Annotated in this window: 17 protein-coding genes and 1 pseudogene; 9 read left to right on the plus strand and 9 right to left on the minus strand. The window is 67.4% G+C overall.

The annotated features are described in order from the left end of the window. The first annotated feature begins 45 nt into the window (after window positions 1-45). Window positions 46-561, plus strand: coding sequence for an SRPBCC family protein (locus QM806_RS08505; protein WP_005564877.1), 516 nt, complete (start codon window positions 46-48; stop codon window positions 559-561). Here QM806_RS08505 and QM806_RS08510 read toward each other — a convergent pair. Next, window positions 507-935 carry an antibiotic biosynthesis monooxygenase gene (locus tag QM806_RS08510; RefSeq protein WP_005564878.1) on the minus strand — a complete coding sequence of 143 codons (429 nt, stop codon included), beginning with the start codon at window positions 933-935 and terminating at the stop codon, window positions 507-509. The genes QM806_RS08505 and QM806_RS08510 overlap by 55 nt on opposite strands. A 68-nt stretch (window positions 936-1,003) precedes the next feature. Further along, a complete protein-coding gene (locus QM806_RS08515) occupies window positions 1,004-1,507 on the minus strand; it encodes a GNAT family N-acetyltransferase (RefSeq protein WP_007298027.1) in 504 nt (167 codons plus the stop codon). Window positions 1,508-1,697: 190 nt separating this feature from the next. Here QM806_RS08515 and QM806_RS08520 point away from each other — a divergent pair, with 190 nt between their 5' ends. The 3 genes from QM806_RS08520 to QM806_RS08530 are packed head-to-tail and all read left to right on the plus strand — an operon-like array spanning window position 1,698 to window position 4,883. Further along, entirely contained in the window at window positions 1,698-2,222 is a 525-nt protein-coding gene (locus QM806_RS08520) for a MarR family winged helix-turn-helix transcriptional regulator (RefSeq protein ID WP_007298026.1), read from the plus strand. Continuing rightward, entirely contained in the window at window positions 2,215-4,014 is a 1,800-nt protein-coding gene (locus tag QM806_RS08525; protein WP_065492001.1) for an AMP-dependent synthetase/ligase, read from the plus strand. Before QM806_RS08520 ends, QM806_RS08525 begins: the two co-directional genes overlap by 8 nt. Window positions 4,015-4,031: 17 nt before the next feature. Next, window positions 4,032-4,883 carry a patatin-like phospholipase family protein gene (locus QM806_RS08530; protein WP_265146300.1) on the plus strand — a complete coding sequence of 284 codons (852 nt, stop codon included), beginning with the start codon at window positions 4,032-4,034 and terminating at the stop codon, window positions 4,881-4,883. A 3-nt stretch (window positions 4,884-4,886) separates the two neighbouring features. Here the strand turns inward: QM806_RS08530 and QM806_RS08535 are convergent, their stop codons facing one another. Further along, the gene (locus QM806_RS08535) at window positions 4,887-6,131 is read right to left on the minus strand and encodes a lipase family protein (protein WP_283291039.1); all 1,245 of its coding nucleotides are present in this window, start codon (window positions 6,129-6,131) and stop codon (window positions 4,887-4,889) included. Between the two features lie 119 nt (window positions 6,132-6,250). Here QM806_RS08535 and QM806_RS08540 point away from each other — a divergent pair, with 119 nt between their 5' ends. After that, window positions 6,251-6,745: a GNAT family N-acetyltransferase gene (locus QM806_RS08540; protein WP_005258099.1), complete on the plus strand. Its 495-nt coding sequence runs from the start codon at window positions 6,251-6,253 to the stop codon at window positions 6,743-6,745. Between the two features lie 4 nt (window positions 6,746-6,749). On the opposite strand, the gene QM806_RS08545 is transcribed toward QM806_RS08540, so the two are convergent. The 3 genes from QM806_RS08545 to QM806_RS08555 are packed head-to-tail and all read right to left on the minus strand — an operon-like array spanning window position 6,750 to window position 8,975. Further along, on the minus strand, window positions 6,750-7,511 hold the full coding sequence (locus QM806_RS08545; protein ID WP_005258097.1) for an amino acid ABC transporter ATP-binding protein: 762 nt from the start codon (window positions 7,509-7,511) through the stop codon (window positions 6,750-6,752). Next, window positions 7,508-8,176 (minus strand): amino acid ABC transporter permease, encoded by a 669-nt coding sequence (locus QM806_RS08550; protein WP_005258090.1) that lies wholly within the window; start codon window positions 8,174-8,176, stop codon window positions 7,508-7,510. Before QM806_RS08550 ends, QM806_RS08545 begins: the two co-directional genes overlap by 4 nt. Before the next feature lie 10 nt (window positions 8,177-8,186). After that, on the minus strand, window positions 8,187-8,975 hold the full coding sequence (locus QM806_RS08555; RefSeq protein ID WP_005258089.1) for an amino acid ABC transporter substrate-binding protein: 789 nt from the start codon (window positions 8,973-8,975) through the stop codon (window positions 8,187-8,189). A gap of 97 nt (window positions 8,976-9,072) precedes the next feature. Here QM806_RS08555 and QM806_RS08560 point away from each other — a divergent pair, with 97 nt between their 5' ends. Continuing rightward, window positions 9,073-10,536: a SulP family inorganic anion transporter gene (locus QM806_RS08560; RefSeq protein WP_043788853.1), complete on the plus strand. Its 1,464-nt coding sequence runs from the start codon at window positions 9,073-9,075 to the stop codon at window positions 10,534-10,536. Here the strand turns inward: QM806_RS08560 and QM806_RS08565 are convergent. Next, window positions 10,533-11,302: pseudogene (locus tag QM806_RS08565) on the minus strand (deoxyribonuclease IV). The gene QM806_RS08560 and the pseudogene QM806_RS08565 overlap by 4 nt on opposite strands. 198 nt (window positions 11,303-11,500) lie before the next feature. On the opposite strand from QM806_RS08565, the gene QM806_RS08570 reads away from it, so the two are divergent. Together QM806_RS08570 and QM806_RS08575 are read left to right on the plus strand one after the other, a co-directional pair. Then, on the plus strand, window positions 11,501-11,749 hold the full coding sequence (locus tag QM806_RS08570; RefSeq protein ID WP_005258081.1) for a helix-turn-helix transcriptional regulator: 249 nt from the start codon (window positions 11,501-11,503) through the stop codon (window positions 11,747-11,749). After that, window positions 11,749-12,984 (plus strand): type II toxin-antitoxin system HipA family toxin, encoded by a 1,236-nt coding sequence (locus tag QM806_RS08575; protein WP_283291041.1) that lies wholly within the window; start codon window positions 11,749-11,751, stop codon window positions 12,982-12,984. The genes QM806_RS08570 and QM806_RS08575 overlap by 1 nt, the downstream gene beginning before the upstream one ends. 6 nt (window positions 12,985-12,990) lie before the next feature. On the opposite strand, the gene QM806_RS08580 is transcribed toward QM806_RS08575, so the two are convergent. Continuing rightward, complete coding sequence (locus QM806_RS08580) at window positions 12,991-13,626, minus strand: hypothetical protein (protein ID WP_283291043.1); 636 nt, start codon at window positions 13,624-13,626, stop codon at window positions 12,991-12,993. A gap of 95 nt (window positions 13,627-13,721) precedes the next feature. Between QM806_RS08580 and QM806_RS08585 the strand changes: the two genes are divergently transcribed. After that, window positions 13,722-14,897 carry a hypothetical protein gene (locus QM806_RS08585; RefSeq protein WP_043788856.1) on the plus strand — a complete coding sequence of 392 codons (1,176 nt, stop codon included), beginning with the start codon at window positions 13,722-13,724 and terminating at the stop codon, window positions 14,895-14,897. 32 nt (window positions 14,898-14,929) lie between these two features. On the opposite strand, the gene QM806_RS08590 is transcribed toward QM806_RS08585, so the two are convergent. Next, window positions 14,930-16,219: an HNH endonuclease gene (locus QM806_RS08590; protein ID WP_283291045.1), complete on the minus strand. Its 1,290-nt coding sequence runs from the start codon at window positions 16,217-16,219 to the stop codon at window positions 14,930-14,932. Between the last annotated feature and the right edge of the window lie 121 nt (window positions 16,220-16,340).

Below are 16,340 nucleotides of genomic sequence, written 5' to 3' on the forward strand. Positions count from 1 at the left end.
CCCGTGTCAAGCTGTCGTCAGGTACGACAGCGAGGGAGTGGGCCGGTGATCCACGGAAGGTATTTCGAGTTCAAGGGTCGTCCCGCCGTGCGGTTCCGGTGCACGTACCCGTTTCCCGTCCAGAGGCTGTGGGAGGCGGTGTCCGAGCCGGACGAGCTTGCACAGTGGTTTCCGTCACGGGTCCGCCTCGACACCTACGCCGGTGGCGACATCGAGTTCTTTCCGGAACCGCACAGCGACCCGGAGACGGGGACGGTCCTCGTCTACGGCGCCCCGTGCACGCTCGCGTTCACGTGGGGCGGGGACGAGATCCACTTCGAGGTCGAGCCGACCGCGGACGGGTGCGCCCTGACGCTCGTCAACGTTCTCGAGGTCCGCAACACTGCGGCCAGGAATGCCGCCGGGTGGAGTGTCTGCCTCGCCGACCTCGACCGGCACCTCGACGGGTCCGACGCGCCCGGTCACCGTGGAGATGCGTCCGCGGACTGGCGGCCGTTCTACCAGACCTATTTGGGAGAGGGGATGCCGTCCGGTGCGCAGATCCCGGGCGAGTCCGCCTGATCGCGGCCGTCGGCAGTCCGGCGGCGAGGGCGTTCGAACAGGCTCTCCACGTCCGACGCCGGCTCGTCCGGTTCCTCGACCGCGATGTTCCCGCCGGTCCTCAGCCACCCGTTCCGCAGTGAAGACGTCAACCAGTTGTCCAGCGCGGCTTGGGTTTCGAACTTCAGCACGATCACGCAGACATCCGAGGTGCTGCTCTCCTTGAGCCATCCTCCGCCGAGGAATCCGGGAAACAGCCGGGCGAGCCCGAGTCCGGTCTGGATCCAATCGGCGAATTCCTCGTCGCAGCCGGGAAGGACCCGGCGGACGATGGTCGTCGTGACGGACGCATCCACAGGCCCGGCTGTTCCGGCGCCCTCGGCCGCGTGCTCCATCGTTTCCTACCTCGGTTCCCGCTCACCCCCATGACACGTGCCACCTCAAACTACCAGCGGATACGAGCTCACAGGTCGTAGAAGGGCGCGGCGTACCTGAACGTGCCGGACATGCTCGGATCCCAGCGAGCGAGCAGGCGAACCTGGAAGTGGGACGACCACGAGGGCTGGTCCGGCTCGATCCCGACCGACGTTCCGGAGACGAAGCCGAACCGCGGGTAGTAGTCGAGGTGACCGAGCAGTGCCACCAGGGGTTCGTCCCTGGCGTCGGCTCCGCCGAGCGCGGCGTGCATCAGTGCCGAACCCACGCCATCGCGCTGGAGGCCGGGGAGCACGCCGATCGGGCCGAGCGCGAGTACGTCCGTGGAGTCGACTGTCGCGCGGGTCAGGCACACATGACCGGCGACGGACCCCGCCACTTCGGCGACGAGGGACAGCTGCGGAACCCACGCGTGGCTCGAGCGCAACCGGGTCACGAGGCCGACCTCGAGGGGAGCGTCACCGTCGAACGCCTGCCGGTGCACCGCCGCAACCGCGTCGATGTCGCCCGGATTCTCGCGTCTGATCAGCATGCGGACAGAGTGCATCGACGGGCCCGCGCCCGCAACGGATTTCTGACGGCGCCCGTTGTCCGGCCGGTAGCGGTGGACGGAAAGCGTTCTCCAATTGTGACCGTGTGACGTCTCCGGCCGAATGAATTTCCGGAGCATCGATAGCAGTATGGGCAGAACGTGAGTCGAGCAAACGACAACGGGAATCGAGGTGCGGGTGGTCGAGGCCAGAGTGGTCGGATACAGTTGCGGTGTGCAACACAACGAGGTCGAGCCGGAGGAAACGCCCGCATCGGGCGTGGTGGCCGTCCATGACGAACTCGTCCGCCTCGTCCGTCAACTGGTTGCCGGTGACCGCCCTCCCGTCGGATCCCCGACGTTCGCTCAACATTCGCTGCTCTCCTTCGTCGCCCGCAATCCGGGATGCCGGGCCACCCAGATCTCGGACGCATTCGGCGTGCACCGCTCCACCGTGTCGCGTCAACTCCGGGGCTGCATCGACGAGGGATGGGTGCACGCCGAGCCGGGACCGCTCCGCAGCGGTCACCCGCTGAGCCTCACCGACGGCGGGGTCGCGGTGCTGGCCGGCGCCGACGCACGCCGTGTGGAGGAAGTACGCGACCGGGTCGCCTCGTGGTCGGACGGCGAAATCGCCGCGTTCGCCCGGCACCTCCGGAAATTCCGCCAGGGCGGCGACACAGACCGTGACAGCATCGGAGACGACACCCGTGCGTGAGTACACCAGCGCCCCGACGTTCACCGTCTCCGACCACGAGAACGCCGTGCTGAGGGTGTTCGCGCACGCCGAGAGCCATCCGGATCGGGTGATGTACACCCGCCCGGAGTCCGGCGGATGGGTCGACGTGACGGCCAAGGACTTCGGCGCGCTCGTCGTCGGGGTCGCGAAGGGTTTGATCGCCAACGGTGTCCAGCCCGGCGACCGCGTGGCACTGCTGTCGTCGACGAGATTCGAATGGTCGCTGCTCGACTACGCGATCTGGGCGGCGGGCGCCGCGTCCGTTCCGATCTACGACTCGTCCTCGCACGACCAGATCCGGTGGATCATCGAGGATTCGGGGGCCGTCGCCGCGCTCGTGGAGACGCCGGCCCACGCGTCGAGTTTCGCGGGCGACGGAATCCCCTACACGCTGAAGCGGATCCTCACCATCGACGAGGACGCGGTGGGCACGCTCATCAAGGACGGATTGTCGATCGACGATTCCGAGGTGTTCAAACGCGTGGTGGCGCTGACCGCCAACGATCTCGCCTCGCTCGTGTACACGTCCGGGACCACGGGCCGTCCCAAGGGCTGCATCCTCACCCACCGGAACTTCCTGTCGGAGGTGCGGGCGTTGCTCGCGGCACCGATCGGTGACGTCGCCCGGCCGGGCAACCGGGTCCTGACGTTTCTTCCACTGGCACACGTGCTGGCGCGCGCGGTGTCGCTGGCGATGTTCGAGGCCGGCGCGATTCAGGCGCACTGGTCCGACTTCGGCACGGTCACGGGCGAATTCGAACGGTTCCGGCCCAACACCATTCTCGGTGTTCCCCGCGTGTTCGAGAAGGTGCGGGACGGTGCGGCGCGCAAGGCGTCGTCGGCGGGCGGCCTGCAGAAACGGATCTTCGACTTCGCCGAGGCCACGGCGGTGGCGTACAGCGAAGCCCAGGACGCGGGTGGTCCGTCGCTGCGGCTCCGGCTCGAGCGTGCGCTCGCCGACAAGCTCGTCTACGCGAAACTCCGTGCCGCCCTGGGCGGCGACTGCTGGTGGGCGATCTCGGGTGGCGGGGCGCTCATGCCGAGGCTCGGTCATTTCTTCCGCGGCATGGGAGTTCCGGTCTACGAGGGCTACGGTCTCACCGAATCGACTGCCGCGCACTGCGTGAACGTCCCCGGTGTCCAGAAGATCGGGACGGTCGGCCAGCCCCTGAGCGGCAACAGTGTGCGCATCGCCGAGGACGGTGAGATCGAACTGCGCGGCGGCGTCGTGTTCGGCGGCTACTGGCGCAACGAACACGCCACCCGGGAAGTGCTGGACGACGGCTGGTTCCGCACCGGCGACCTCGGCGACCTGGACGACGAGGGCTACCTCACCATCACCGGCCGCAAGAAGGATCTGCTGATCACCGCAGGCGGCAAGAATGTGTCGCCGGGACCCCTCGAAGACCGGCTGCGCTCGCACACCCTCGTCTCGCAGGCCGTGGTGGTGGGGGACGGCCGCCCGTTCGTCGGTGCCCTGCTGACCGTCGATCCGCAGGAATTCGACAAGTGGAAGTCCGCGCACGGCAAGCCGTCCGACGCCACGGTCGCGGACCTCCGCGACGACGAGGAGCTGCGCGGGGATCTGCAGGACGCGGTGGACGACGCAAACACCACCGTGTCGCACACGGAGTCGATCAAGCGGTTCGTCGTCCTCGGCCGCGACCTCACGGAGGCCGACGGGGAATTGACCGCCACCCTGAAGATCAAGCGTCGCGTGGTGACCGAGCGCTTCGCCGACGACATCGCGAGCCTGTACCGGCGGGGCTGACCCGCTACGGTGGCGGCATGACAACAGCTTTCGTTCTGTCGGGCGGGGCGAGCCTCGGGGCCATCGAGGTCGGCATGTTGCAGACCCTCGTCGGGAGAGGAATTCGGCCGGACCTCATCGTCGGCACGTCCGTCGGCGCGCTCAACGGCGCCTGGCTCGCCGGCGGCTCCTCCGACGCAGACCTGCGTGAACTCGCCGACCTGTGGCGCGGTCTCACCCGCAGTGCGGTGTTCCCCACCGGATTGCTCACCGGATTCACCGGTTTCGTCGGCCTCCGTAACCACCTGGTGTCCAACCGCTCCATCCGGAGGCTGCTGGAGCAGAATCTCCGGTTCGAGCGGATGGAGGACGCACCCACCCCGCTGCACGTCATCGCCGCCGACGTGCTGACCGGCAAGGACGTCCGGTTGTCGACGGGACCGGCCGTCGACGCCGTCACCGCCAGCGCGGCGCTGCCCGGCATCCTCCCACCCGTGGTGATCGACGGCCGCGCGCTGATGGACGGTGGGGTCGTCAACAACACGCCCATCTCCCACGCGATCGAACTGGGGGCCACGACCGTGTGGGTGCTCCCCACCGGATATGCGTGCACACTGTCGAAGGTCCCCGGAAGTGCCCTGGGTATGGGACTGGTCGGTGTGACCCTCGCGATCAATCAGCGGCTCGCCCTCGACATCGAGCGGTACGAGAGCGCCGCCGACATCCGGGTGGTGCCCCCGCTGTGCCCGCTGGACACGAGTCCCGCCGACTTCGGCGACGCCGACGAGCTGATCACACGGGCACGGGAGCAGACCGCGAAGTGGCTCGACGAGGCGCGGGTCGTCGAGGTCGGTCAGGCCGATCTGCTGCTGCCGCACGTGCACGGATGACCGTCAACGGCACCCCGCAGGTGCCGGCGCCCCGGCCAGTCGCTCGTCGATCCAGCGCACCACCTCGGGCAACGCGAACACGGCCGCGGTGAGGTGCTCGCCGAACTGCGGGGCGTAGGCGACGTCGCCGCCACCGCCGCACCATTCCTGCTGCAGAGCGATCACCCCTTCCTCCGGAATCCACTCGTCGCCGAGGAACACCCGCGACGACCCGTGATAGAGCAGCACCGGCGTGGCCGGGGTGAGCGCGCCCATCCTGTTCTCGGCGACCAATTTTCGGGCGGTGGGATTGCCGAACGGGTCGGGTACGGCGAACAGTTCGGCGGGAAGCAATGCGATCCCGGCCGGCGCGAGCGCCAGGATGCACTGGTCCTTCAGCGGGGACGTCGCCAGCAGCACACCGAGTGGATTCGCCAATGTCAGCATTTCCGGATACTCGCGGGCGAGCCCGAGGACGGCGGACAGGTACAGACCCGAACCGAGCTGGCCGTTCATGGTCCTGTGCAGCAAACCGAAATCGGCGGGTATCCCGCCCGCGGCGGCGCCGGCGAGTTCGATGTCCGGCGCGTATGACGGTTGCAGTTGCGCTGCCCAGCCGGTGGCGATCGCACCGCCGCTGTAACCCGTCGCGACGACCGGACTGTCCGAGAGCCCGAGGCCGGGCAGCCGCTTCATGCCGCGAATGCTGTCGAGCACGGCATGACCCGCCATTCGTCCCGCGCTGTACGCCATCCGCGGTCCCTGGTGGTCGGGCACGAGCACCGCGTAGTTCTTCGCGAGGAACAGCGACAGCACCGGTGGGATGTCCAGGTCCAGGGTCTGCCAGTCGTGCACCATCTTGTAGGACGGGGTGCACCGGGCGCCCAGGGAGTCGATGGGCATGTTGTAGTCGACCACCGGTCTCTGTCCCGTCTCCGTCCACGCCGCGGTCGGCACCAGGACCGTCGCGGTCACCGGCACGGGGCGGTCCTTGGAATCGTTGGAACGCACCATGATCTGGTGGGCGCGGTGCGGCACCAGCGTGTTCGGGAACGCCCGGAGCGTCACTTCCCGTGAGCGAATGATCTCGCCGGCACCGAACTCCGCGACGTTCGGCGGCCACGCGAAGAAGTCGTCGTCCAGAATGGGGGACGGGAGAATGGATTCGGTCCCCAGGGGCTGGGCGGACACCCGTGGGGGATGGGCGCAGACATACGCGGCTGCGCAGGTGGACAGTGTCATCAGGACCACTGCACGAAACAGCTTCATCGCTACCACCGCCTGAGGTAACTGTCCCAGAATGTAACTGTAACTCCAGTCACATCATGGCAGATCGACACGGGTACAGCGGTGGTTTGTTTTTGCCGCTGGGTGGTTACTGTGTGTGCATGGCGGTCACCGTGGAGCGGGCAGTACTCGAGCAGGCTGAAGACATCGTTCAGATGCACTGGGACGCCGAGGATTGGATCCTGGCCAGGGAACTCGACGCACCCGCCCGGGGCGAGGTGTCGCTCGCCGACGTTCGTGAACAGATCGAGTCCGGGGAATGGCGCGTCGCACTGTTCGCGGGCATCGTGGTGGGGGCGCTGCGGGTGCTCCGGTCCGACCCGGACGTGTGGATCGAGGACGACATTCCGGCCGCCTACGTGGCCCGCGTCATGACCGACCGCCGGCACGCCAGCGCCGGACTCGGCGCCCAGTTGCTCCGTTGGGTCGACGAGCACGCCCGCTCCGAAGAGGCGTCCGTCGTCCGGCTCGAATGCGTCGAAACCAACGCCCGGCTCCGGGACTACTACGAGGAGCAGGGTTTTTTCCTGGTGGGTCGCAGGGACTTCGAGGTGGAGTGGCCGAGCGTGGTGCTGATGGAGAAATCCCTGCGCTGACCGTTCACAGCGGGTCGAGGATGCGGTGCAGGAACTGACGCAGTCTCGGCCCGGTCGGATTGGCGAGTACGTCTTTCGGTGTGCCGCGTTCGAGTACGACCCCGTTGTCGACGAACAACACCTGGTCGGCCACCTGCTGCGCGAACCGGATCTCGTGGGTGACGATCACCATCGTCCAGCCCTCGGTCGCGAGATCCCGGATCACGCGCAACACCTCGCCGACCAGTTCGGGGTCGAGTGCGGAGGTGGGCTCGTCGAACAACATCAGTTTCGGCTTCAGAGCGAGCGCCCGGGCGATACCGACCCTTTGCTGCTGACCCCCCGACAGCTGGTACGGGTACTGGTCCGCCTTCTCCGCCAAGCCGACCTGGGTGAGCAACCGCATCGCGTCCGCGCGCGCCTCGTCCTTGGGGCGCTTCTGCACCACGATCGGGCCCTCGGTCACGTTCTGGATCACCGTCTTGTGCGGAAACAGGTTGTGGGACTGGAACACCATGCCGCTCTGCCCGCGGAACCTGGTCAAAGTCGACCGGTCCACATCGGCGCCGAAGTCCACGGACACGTCGCCGATGGAGATCGTCCCGCGGTCCGCGAGGTCGAGGGCGTTGAGGGTGCGCAACACCGTCGTCTTGCCGGAGCCCGACGGCCCGATGATGACGGTCACCGTTCCTGCCCCGACGTCGAAGCTGATGTCGCGCAGGACGTGATGGTCGCCGAACGACTTCTCGACGCCGGATACCTGAAGCAGGGGAGAGGTGTCGGTCATGTGGCTACATACCTGTCGAGTCGGGCTTCGAGCCGGCCCTGGATGGCCGACAGGAAGATGCAGATCACCCAGTAGTACAGGGCAGCGACGCTGTACAGGGCGAAGAAGTCGAAGGTGGGCGCGGCCGCGAGCTGGGCGACGCGCAGCAGTTCGGTCACCAGGATCGTCGACGCCAGCGAGGTGTCCTTCACCAGTGAGATCAGCGTGTTCGACAGCGGCGGCACCGCGACCCGTGCGGCCTGCGGCAGGACGATCCGCTGCAATGTGGTGGTATACCCCATCCCGATGGTCTGCGCGGCTTCCCACTGCCCCTTGGGGATCGACAGGATCGCCGACCGGATCACCTCGGCGGCGTACCCGCCGACGTTGAGGCTGAACGCGATCACGGCCGCCGGGAAGGGGTCGAGAACCACGCCGAACTGGGGCAGCGCGTAGAACACGATGAACAACTGCACCAGAAGCGGCGTGCCGCGGATGATGGAGACGTAGAACCGGGCGATCACCGACAACGGTCTGATCGACGAGATCCGGGCGAGCGCCACCAGCAAAGCGATGACGAGTCCGATGCTGAAGCTGATGATCGTCAACGGAATCGTCATGGTGACGGTGGCCTTCAGCATCGGCCACAGGTTGTCCAGAATCAGCTGGACTGTTGCGTCGTCCACAGGCAGGCTCTCAGTTGGTCGGTACCGAGACGTCGGTGCCGAAGTACTTTTGCGAGATCTGGGCGAGCGTTCCGTCGGCGCGCAGTTCGTCCAGGGCCTTGTCGATGTCGGGCATCAGACCGCTGTCCTTGCGGGCCGCGAACGCCTGCTCGCTCGTGTCACCGGTCTCGGCGGCCACCTTCACACCGGTGTCGTTCGTCTGCTTCTGGTATTCGGCGACGGCCAGATTATCGTTGACGGTGGCATCGACGCGGCCGTCCTTGAGCAGCGTGATGGCCTGCACGAAGCCCTCGACGGATTCGACGTTCGCGCCCGCATCCCTGGCGACCTGCGCCCAGTTGCTCGTCGCGGACTGCGCCGTCGTCTTGCCGTTCAGGTCGGCGAGCGAGGTGATCGAGTTGTCGTCGGCGCGGGTGACGATCACACCCTCGGAGTAGGTGTACGGCGTCGACAGGTCGTACTTCTGGCTGCGTTCGTCGTTGACGGTCACCTGGTTGGCGACGAGGTCGTAGCGTTTCGCTTCGAGGCCCGCGAAGATCGAGTCCCACGGAGTCTGCGTGAACTCGACGGAGACGCCGAGTTTGTCACCGACCGCGCGGATGACATCCACGTCGTACCCGGTGAGCTGACCGTCCGGGCCCTGGTAGCTGAACGGTGTGTACGTGCCCTCGGTGCCGACCTTCAGGACCCCGGCCTCGCGAACCTGGTCGATGACCGGCCCCGAGTCGGAGTTCCCACACCCGGCCAGCGACAGCGCGGTCAGGACGGTGATCAGGACGGCCGGAAGTGTGCGTCGCACGGGGTTCCTCCTCTGTCGGCGGATCAGCTAACCGTACTGGTCGAACGCTACCCGGATAGGATCTTCGGGTCTCCTCAGGAAGTAGGTTTGTCGCGTCGTGCCTTCTCTCGCTCTCCGACGGCCGGTGTGGCTGCATCCGACGGTTTTTCGTATCGAGTCGTTGTCCGCGCTCGTCGTGGCGATGGCCCTCATCCCGGAGGCGCTGTCGTTCTCCATCATCGTGGGGGTCGATCCCCGGGTCGGCTTGTTCACCGCCGCGATCATGGCGATGACCATCGCGTTCACCGGCGGACGTCCCGCGATGATCTCCGCGGCCACCGGTTCGGTGTCGCTGGTGCTGGCCCCGCTCATGGCATCACACGGATTGCAGTACCTCATTGCCGCCGTCTTCCTCGGCGGTGCGATGCAGATCCTCCTCGCCGTCCTCGGGGTCGCGCGTCTCATGCGGTTCCTGCCTCGCAGCGTGATGGTCGGGTTCTGCAACGCGCTGGGGGTCCTCATCTTCGTTCACCAGTTTCCGTATCTGACGAACGTGCCATGGGCGGTGTACGCGCTCCTCGCCGCCGGTCTGGCGCTGCTCGTGTGGATCCCGAAGCTGACCACCGCGGTGCCCGCCCCGCTGCTGGTGATCGTCGGTCTCACCGCGTTCACCGTCCTCACCGGTGTCGCGGTGCCCACCGTCGGGGACCAGGGGGAACTGCCCGACGGACTGCCGACCCTGATCGGGCTGCCGGACGTTCCGCTCACGGTCGACACCCTGAAGATCGTCGCCCCGTTCGCGCTGGCGATGGCCGTCGTCGGACTGCTCGAATCATTGATGAGCGCCAAACTCGTGGACTCCGTCACCGACACACATTCGGACAAGACGCGGGAGTCGTGGGGCCAGGGCGTCGCGAACATCGTGACCGGGCTCTTCGGCGGCATGGGCGGGTGCGCACTGATCGGGCAGACCATCATCAACGTCAAGACCGGCGGCGCGCGAACCCGGTTGTCGACGTTCCTGTCCGGTGCGTTTCTGCTGATTCTCGTGGTCGGGCTCGGCGACGTGGTGGGGACCATTCCGATGGCGGCGCTCGTCGCCGTGATGGTTCTGGTGGCCGCCACGACCTTCGACTGGCACAGCGTCCGCACGCTCCGGCGGATGCCGCTGAGCGAGACGATGGTGATGCTCAGCACCGTGGCGGGCACCCTGGCCACGGACAATCTTGCGATCGGTGTCGGTGTCGGCGTGCTGGTGGCGATGGTTCTGTTCGCGCGCCGGGTGGCCCACATGGTGGACGTGCGCGGCGAACTCGACGGCGACGTGAAGACGTACCGGGTGAGCGGTCAGCTCTTCTTCGCCTCGTCCAACGACCTCGTGTTCTCGTTCGACTACGCCGACGACCCCGGCCGCGTCGTGATCGATCTGTCGGGCGCCACCATCTGGGACGCGTCCACCGTGGCCGCGCTCGACGGCATCACCACCAAGTACGCGAGTCGCGGCACCGACGTCACGGTGGAGGGGCTGAATCCCGTCAGCGAGGAGCGGTACCGCAGGCTGACCGGCCGGCTGGGCGACTAACCTACGGTTTCCCGCAGGTACGCGAGGTCCTCGGCCAGCCCCTCCGCCGGTGTCTCGAGGACGACGGGCGCGTCGGCGGTGCGCACGACCTCGGCGAGCAGTTCGGCGTCGATGGTTCCGTCGGCGAGATTGGCGTGCCGGTCGCGGGCCGAGTTGAACTCGTCGCGGGAGTTGTTGAGGTGCACCAGGTCGATGCGTCCGGTGATGGCCTTGATGCGTTCGACGACACCCACCAGTTCCTCACCGCCCGCCCACGCGTGACAGGTGTCGAGGCAGAATCCGGCGCCGAAATCGCCGACCTCCTGCCACAGCCGGTCGATGGCGTCGAAGTGCCGTGCCATCGCGAAGTCGCCGCCTGCGGTGTTCTCGATCAGGATGGGACGGGGAATCCGCCCTTGTCTGCCTGGCGTTCGAAGAGTTTGCGCCAGTTGACGATCCCCGCGTTCACGTCCTCGCCGTCGCGGACGTGGCCGCCGTGGACCACCAGCCCGAATGCGCCGATGTCGGCGGCGGCCTGGGCCTGCTGCGCGACGGCGTTGCGGGACGGCATCCGGAGCCGGTTGTTGAGGCTGGCCACGTTGATCACGTACGACGAGTGCACGACGACGTCGATGGGGCTGTTCCGGATCTCGTCGGTCCGCGGATGCGTCGGCGGCTTCTCCCATTTCTGTGGGTCCGTGAGGAACATCTGGATGACGTCGGCGCCGAGCGTTTCGCCGTATCCGATCGGATCTTCGTCCTGGCGGACGTGTGCTCCTATGCGCATGAATCCAGGGTAGGGGGTGGGTGTGTCCACGTCCTTTGTGCTTGTGATCGCAGGCTTAACGTGGGAGATGACCCGGTTCATGTTCTTCTCGCGCTTTAAGCTTGCTATCGCAGTCATAGGGGTGGACTTCGGGGCAGAATCGGCGCACACTGTCGTTAAGCGTCCGTCGACAAGCATTGCACCGATCAGGGAGGCTTCATGGCAACCCCACGCCGCCGCGAGCGAACCGAGACCGGCGGAGTCGCCGACGGGTTCGTCGCGCGGCGGCACCAGCTCGGGCTGACGCAGGCGGAGCTGGCCGACCTGGCCGGGGTGTCGAGGTCGAGTGTGCAGTCGATCGAATCTGGTCGGGGGACCGTGCAACTGGACCTCGTCGTCGCCGTCGCGGACGCGATGGGGTGCCGTCTGGCGCTCGTCACCCGCTCGGGTGTGGAGGTGGCGTCCTGATGGTCGAGAACCTCAGCAGTGTCGACCGCGCCGACGTCTACAAGGGCGAACGCCTCGCGGGCAGTCTCGTGCGGGAGGGCGGTGACGTCGTCTTCCGCTACGACACCGCCTACCTGCAGGACCCCGGCGCCCCGCAGGTCGCATGGACGATCCCCACGTCGTCGACCGAGGTGCGCGCGAGTGGGGGCAGCGTCCCGCCGTTCTTCGCGGGGCTCCTCCCGGAAGGAATCCGGCTGCGGGGCGCGGTGGCAGCCACCAAGACGTCCGAGGACGATCACCTCACAATCCTGATGGCGGTCGGGGCCGACACGATCGGCGACGTGCGCGTCCTGCCCGCGGGGGTGCCGCCGCCCGAGACCGCACCGATGTTCGACCCCGACGCGGTCGAGCGCCAGGACCTGCGGGCGCTGTTCGAGCACATGTCGGGGCACGAGGCGGTGAAGCTGGACCCCACCTCGCTGCCCGGTGTTCAGGCGAAGGTGTCGGCGCAGATGTACTCGACGCCGATCGCGACAGAGAAGGGTCCCGCCATCCTCAAACTCTCACCACCGCAGGGGTATCCGCAGTTGGTCGAGAACGAGCACTTCTTCATGGGACTCGCCGCGCAGTGCGGGTTGCCCGTCGCCGATCATCAGCTGGTGCGTGACGGGAAGGGCAATGCCGGTCTGCTCGTCGCCCGTTTCGACCGGCGCGTCGATCCGTCCGGCCGCGTCATCCGCACACCCCAGGAGGATGCGTGCCAGGTGATGGGGATGTTCCCCGCCGCCAAGTACCGGCTGAGGACCGAGAGCGTGATCACCGCGCTCGCCGGCGTCTGTGAGCGCGGCGGCGGTTCGGCGCGGGTGGCCACCCTGGAACTGCTTCGGCTGGTGGCCTATTCGTACGCGATCGGCAACGGCGACCTGCACGGAAAGAACTTCTCGGTGCAGCTCGCCGAATCGGGGTTGTGGAGTGTCACACCCGCCTACGACCTGCTGTGCACCCAGCCGTACCTCGGATGGCGCGACCCGATGGCTCTCGACTTCTACGGCAAGGCGAACAAACTGAACCGCAGGCACTTCGTCGAATCAGGTGGGCGCCTCGGTGTTCCCGAGCGCGCGGTCACCAGAATGCTCGACGGCGTCCGCAAGGGCATCGGACGGGGCATCGAGGAGATCGAGACGATCGGCTTCACCGCGAAGGAGAACGCCCTACTGCGTACGCTGATGGAACGGCGCTCGGACGAACTGGGCTGAACCGGTTCACCACACTCGAAACGCGCTGTCCGAGAGCGTGAATCCGTGGCCCACATCGCTGCGGCACGTGACCCCGGACGTCTCGTCGACGAGGCACATCAGGTCGTTCACCTGCAACGCGGTGCCGTACGACAGTGCGGGCGCGGCGGATCCGTCGAGGGGGTAGTACCGGGGATCGCCGGCGCTGGCGAACTGACCGGCGCGGCCACCGGTGACCTCGATCGCGTTGGGCGTCACCGGGGTGCCGGACGCGCCGGCACCCGGAACCTTCGGCGCCGACGCCGGCATTGGGCCGTGACAGCCGGCGGTCGGGAGGTCGCCGCCGGTGAGGATCGCGCAGTGGAACTTGGTGCTCGGCGTCGTGAAGTAGTAGCTCCCCGCCGCGGTACCGGCAAACGTCTGCGGGGTTGCCTCGGCCGGGGTGTTCGTGGTGGTGGTAGTCGTCGTGGTGATGGGGCTCGTCGACGTGGTTCTGGTCGTGCTCGTCGTACTTGTCGTCGTCTTCGGTGCGGTCGTCACCGCCGGGGTGGTCGCGGGCCCCGCGACGGCGCCGGTCTCGGGGGATCCGTCGACCGAGCGACCGCAACCGGCCACCACCAATGCCGTCGCGAACAGAAGCACCGCACGCACCGTGTAGGTCATGGTGGAGAGCCTAGAACCGCACCCCGCCTCGGCGGTCGCGGCACGTCGGACGAAATTCTGGGACAGTGGTGACCAGCGAACTGCCAGGAGGTCCGATGTCGGAAAGCACCCAGTACGAGGAGCGGCGTGCACGCATCTCGCTGCAGGTCCGCCAGTGGTGCGAACGATCCGCGATCACGGGCACCCACGCCCCGTTGTCGGACGCCGCTGCGGTGCTGATCGCCGCCGGACACCTCGATTCGCCCACCCGGCAGGTACTCGCCCACCGGCGTCGCGCGGGCCGCACCGTCCCGTCGATCGGCGGCTTCGGGGCACTGCGTCTGCTGACGGACGAGTACCACCAGGTGGCGCGCCGCGCCGACAGCCTGCGTCCCGGACCGGCGCAACTACTGTTCAAATACCGTGCCACCGAACTGGGCCGCAAGCTGCAGTCGTCTCGGTCTGCGGTCGTGATGTCCCCGGCGCACTACGGCAACGGTGTCCGGGCGATGCGGCGGGATCGGCGTGAGGGCGTCCATCTCGATCTCGAACAGCGTGAGGCTCTGTTCCGGGCTCTGCAACGCACACCGGCGCCGATCGCGGGTACCGCGCTCGAACGTGCAGGCAACTATGCCCGCGGCACGGCGGCGGAACGACTCGGCCAGGCGGCCGAAAACACGCCGATGGCCGCGGTCGGACGACGCGTCGCCGACGCCATCGGCAAGGGCGTCGATCTCGACAACGACAGATTCGCCGACTCGTACGACACCCTCCTCTACCTGGCGGGGATGCTCTTCGACAGGATCGACGGTTCTGCAGTCTGGCATTCGGAGCACTTCGCGATCCAGCGGTACCAACTCGACCTCGCCGAAGAACTGACACAGATCGCCGTCGACACCGTGGCGCTGCGCGGAATCCGGACCGAGCTCGACGAAGCGCTGCGCGCCACCCATTCCGACACGGCGCGCGAACAGATCGAGGCCCGGCAGAACGCGCTGAAGCCGGTGTGGGATCAACTGGTCGACCGCGTCGCCGCACTCGCACGGATCGGCGACCTACTGTCCCGAGCCGAGGTGCAACTGCGGTCCGTGCTGGCGGTCAACCGGGCGATGAGTCTCGACAGCCGCATCGACGAACTCATCGCACGCTCCGGCGACCGCGAGCTGTCGGCGGAGAACACCCATCACGTGGGCGATCAGTTCGGCGGGGTGGAGGAGCTGATGCTCACCTACCAGTCGGCGCTGTACGGAGACATCGCCGAACTCACCTCCTGGTCGGGTGGGAACAGGTGACCCCGGCGACCGCGAAGGTAGCCGCCGCCACCTCATGACGCGCGCAGGTGTGCCGCGGACGGGAGCGGTGGGGCCGCCGACCGGTAGTGGTGTCCGGTCGGGGTGCCGAGGTCGATGAGGTGGGTGCGGCCGGGCCGCTGTATCGGGCGGGCTGTCCAGCCTGGTGCTTCCTTCGCGTAGTTGCAGGCCTCGCACAGTCCGGACCCGTTTCGCGCGGTGGTCGCCCCGTGCTGTCGGCGGGAGCGGATGTGGTCGTGGTGCCGGATCGGTGCATCGCACCACGGCGTACGACACGTGCGGTCGCGGAGGTCGATCATCTTTCGCAGGCTTTTCGGGAACGTGCGGGACTGGGATTCCATCGCGGTCAGCGCCCCCGAGTGCGGGCAGGAGTACACCCGCTGTAGCGATGTCTCGGTGTCACTGTCGACGGCGTCGGCCACCAGCCGCCGGGCGATTCCGGCCGGCATCGGCCCGAAGCCGTGCAGCTGCGCGGCCTCGTGCCCGCCGGCCAGCAACGTCTCGTCCGAGAGGACCAGGTTCACCGCCACCGGGACACCCGACGCCACTGACGCTCCGGTGCCGCGCTCGAACAACAGATCCACCATCAGCTGATTGCGAGTCCGGCCACCACTGTCCCCGGTCGCGATCAGACTGTCCGCATCCCGGCCCAGGGTCGTCTGCAGACACACGGCCTGCTCCACGGGCATCAGCACGCTCAGATAGGCCATCGAATCCGGCGCCGGGCGTGTCGTGACCCGCCGCTCGGACACTGCCTTGCGATGCCGGGCCACGACCGCCGCGGCGTCGAGTTCGACCGCCAACGCTTTCGCTCGTGCGATCAGCCCGCGGTCACCGACTCCGTCGAGAATGGCTGGATCCGAGCACAACCGGCGGTCCACGATGCCCCGATCGGCAGCCGACAGGCATGCTGTTTCCCGCACCAACAACGTCGTCCGCCATTCGTTCAACCGCCCGGTCTGCAACATGGCCAGGGTGTGCGGCATCTCGTGCACCAGAGCCTGCGCGAAACCCAGATGCCGCCCGCCGCGGTTCGGGGACTCTCTGCGCGCCAACGCAATCTGCGACGCGACACCCCGGTCCCACTCCACCCGCGGCAACCCCGCGGCCTTCCGGTCCGCACGGATACTCGTGGCGACGCCGTCGGTGATCACCGCCTGCGCCGCACACCCGACCGACTTCAACGCCTCGATCGCGTCGAGCAGGTCGATCCCCAAGCCCGCATCCCCGTCAGCGGAAACCACCCGCAGCCGTGCCGCGAACGCCCGCAACTCGTCCAGATCCGGTGCCATCAATTCCCCCACAACCAACCTCCCCCCAAGGTTCGAATGTATGTTCGACTTTATCAATCAGGTTCGACCAAGGCAATACCCGGATACGGTGGTGTGGGAACTCTCGTCGAGAAAGATGTAGGGGCTGGGTGCG

Origin of the sequence: Rhodococcus sp. IEGM 1351 (assembly GCF_030056875.1) — a bacterium.
Lineage (GTDB): Bacteria > Actinomycetota > Actinomycetes > Mycobacteriales > Mycobacteriaceae > Rhodococcus_F > Rhodococcus_F opacus.

Excerpts from the sequence above, each read along its gene's own strand:
- QM806_RS08510 (WP_005564878.1), bottom strand. The coding sequence starts at position 935 with ATGGAGCACGCGGCCGAGGGCGCCGGAACAGCCGGGCCTGTGGATGCG.
- QM806_RS08535 (WP_283291039.1), bottom strand. The coding sequence starts at position 6,131 with ATGAAGCTGTTTCGTGCAGTGGTCCTGATGACACTGTCCACCTGCGCA.
- QM806_RS08530 (WP_265146300.1), top strand. The coding sequence starts at position 4,032 with ATGACAACAGCTTTCGTTCTGTCGGGCGGGGCGAGCCTCGGGGCCATC.
- QM806_RS08575 (WP_283291041.1), top strand. The coding sequence starts at position 11,749 with ATGGTCGAGAACCTCAGCAGTGTCGACCGCGCCGACGTCTACAAGGGC.
- QM806_RS08580 (WP_283291043.1), bottom strand. The coding sequence starts at position 13,626 with ATGACCTACACGGTGCGTGCGGTGCTTCTGTTCGCGACGGCATTGGTG.
- QM806_RS08545 (WP_005258097.1), bottom strand. The coding sequence starts at position 7,511 with ATGACCGACACCTCTCCCCTGCTTCAGGTATCCGGCGTCGAGAAGTCG.
- QM806_RS08585 (WP_043788856.1), top strand. The coding sequence starts at position 13,722 with ATGTCGGAAAGCACCCAGTACGAGGAGCGGCGTGCACGCATCTCGCTG.
- QM806_RS08540 (WP_005258099.1), top strand. The coding sequence starts at position 6,251 with ATGGCGGTCACCGTGGAGCGGGCAGTACTCGAGCAGGCTGAAGACATC.
- QM806_RS08570 (WP_005258081.1), top strand. The coding sequence starts at position 11,501 with ATGGCAACCCCACGCCGCCGCGAGCGAACCGAGACCGGCGGAGTCGCC.
- QM806_RS08515 (WP_007298027.1), bottom strand. The coding sequence starts at position 1,507 with ATGCTGATCAGACGCGAGAATCCGGGCGACATCGACGCGGTTGCGGCG.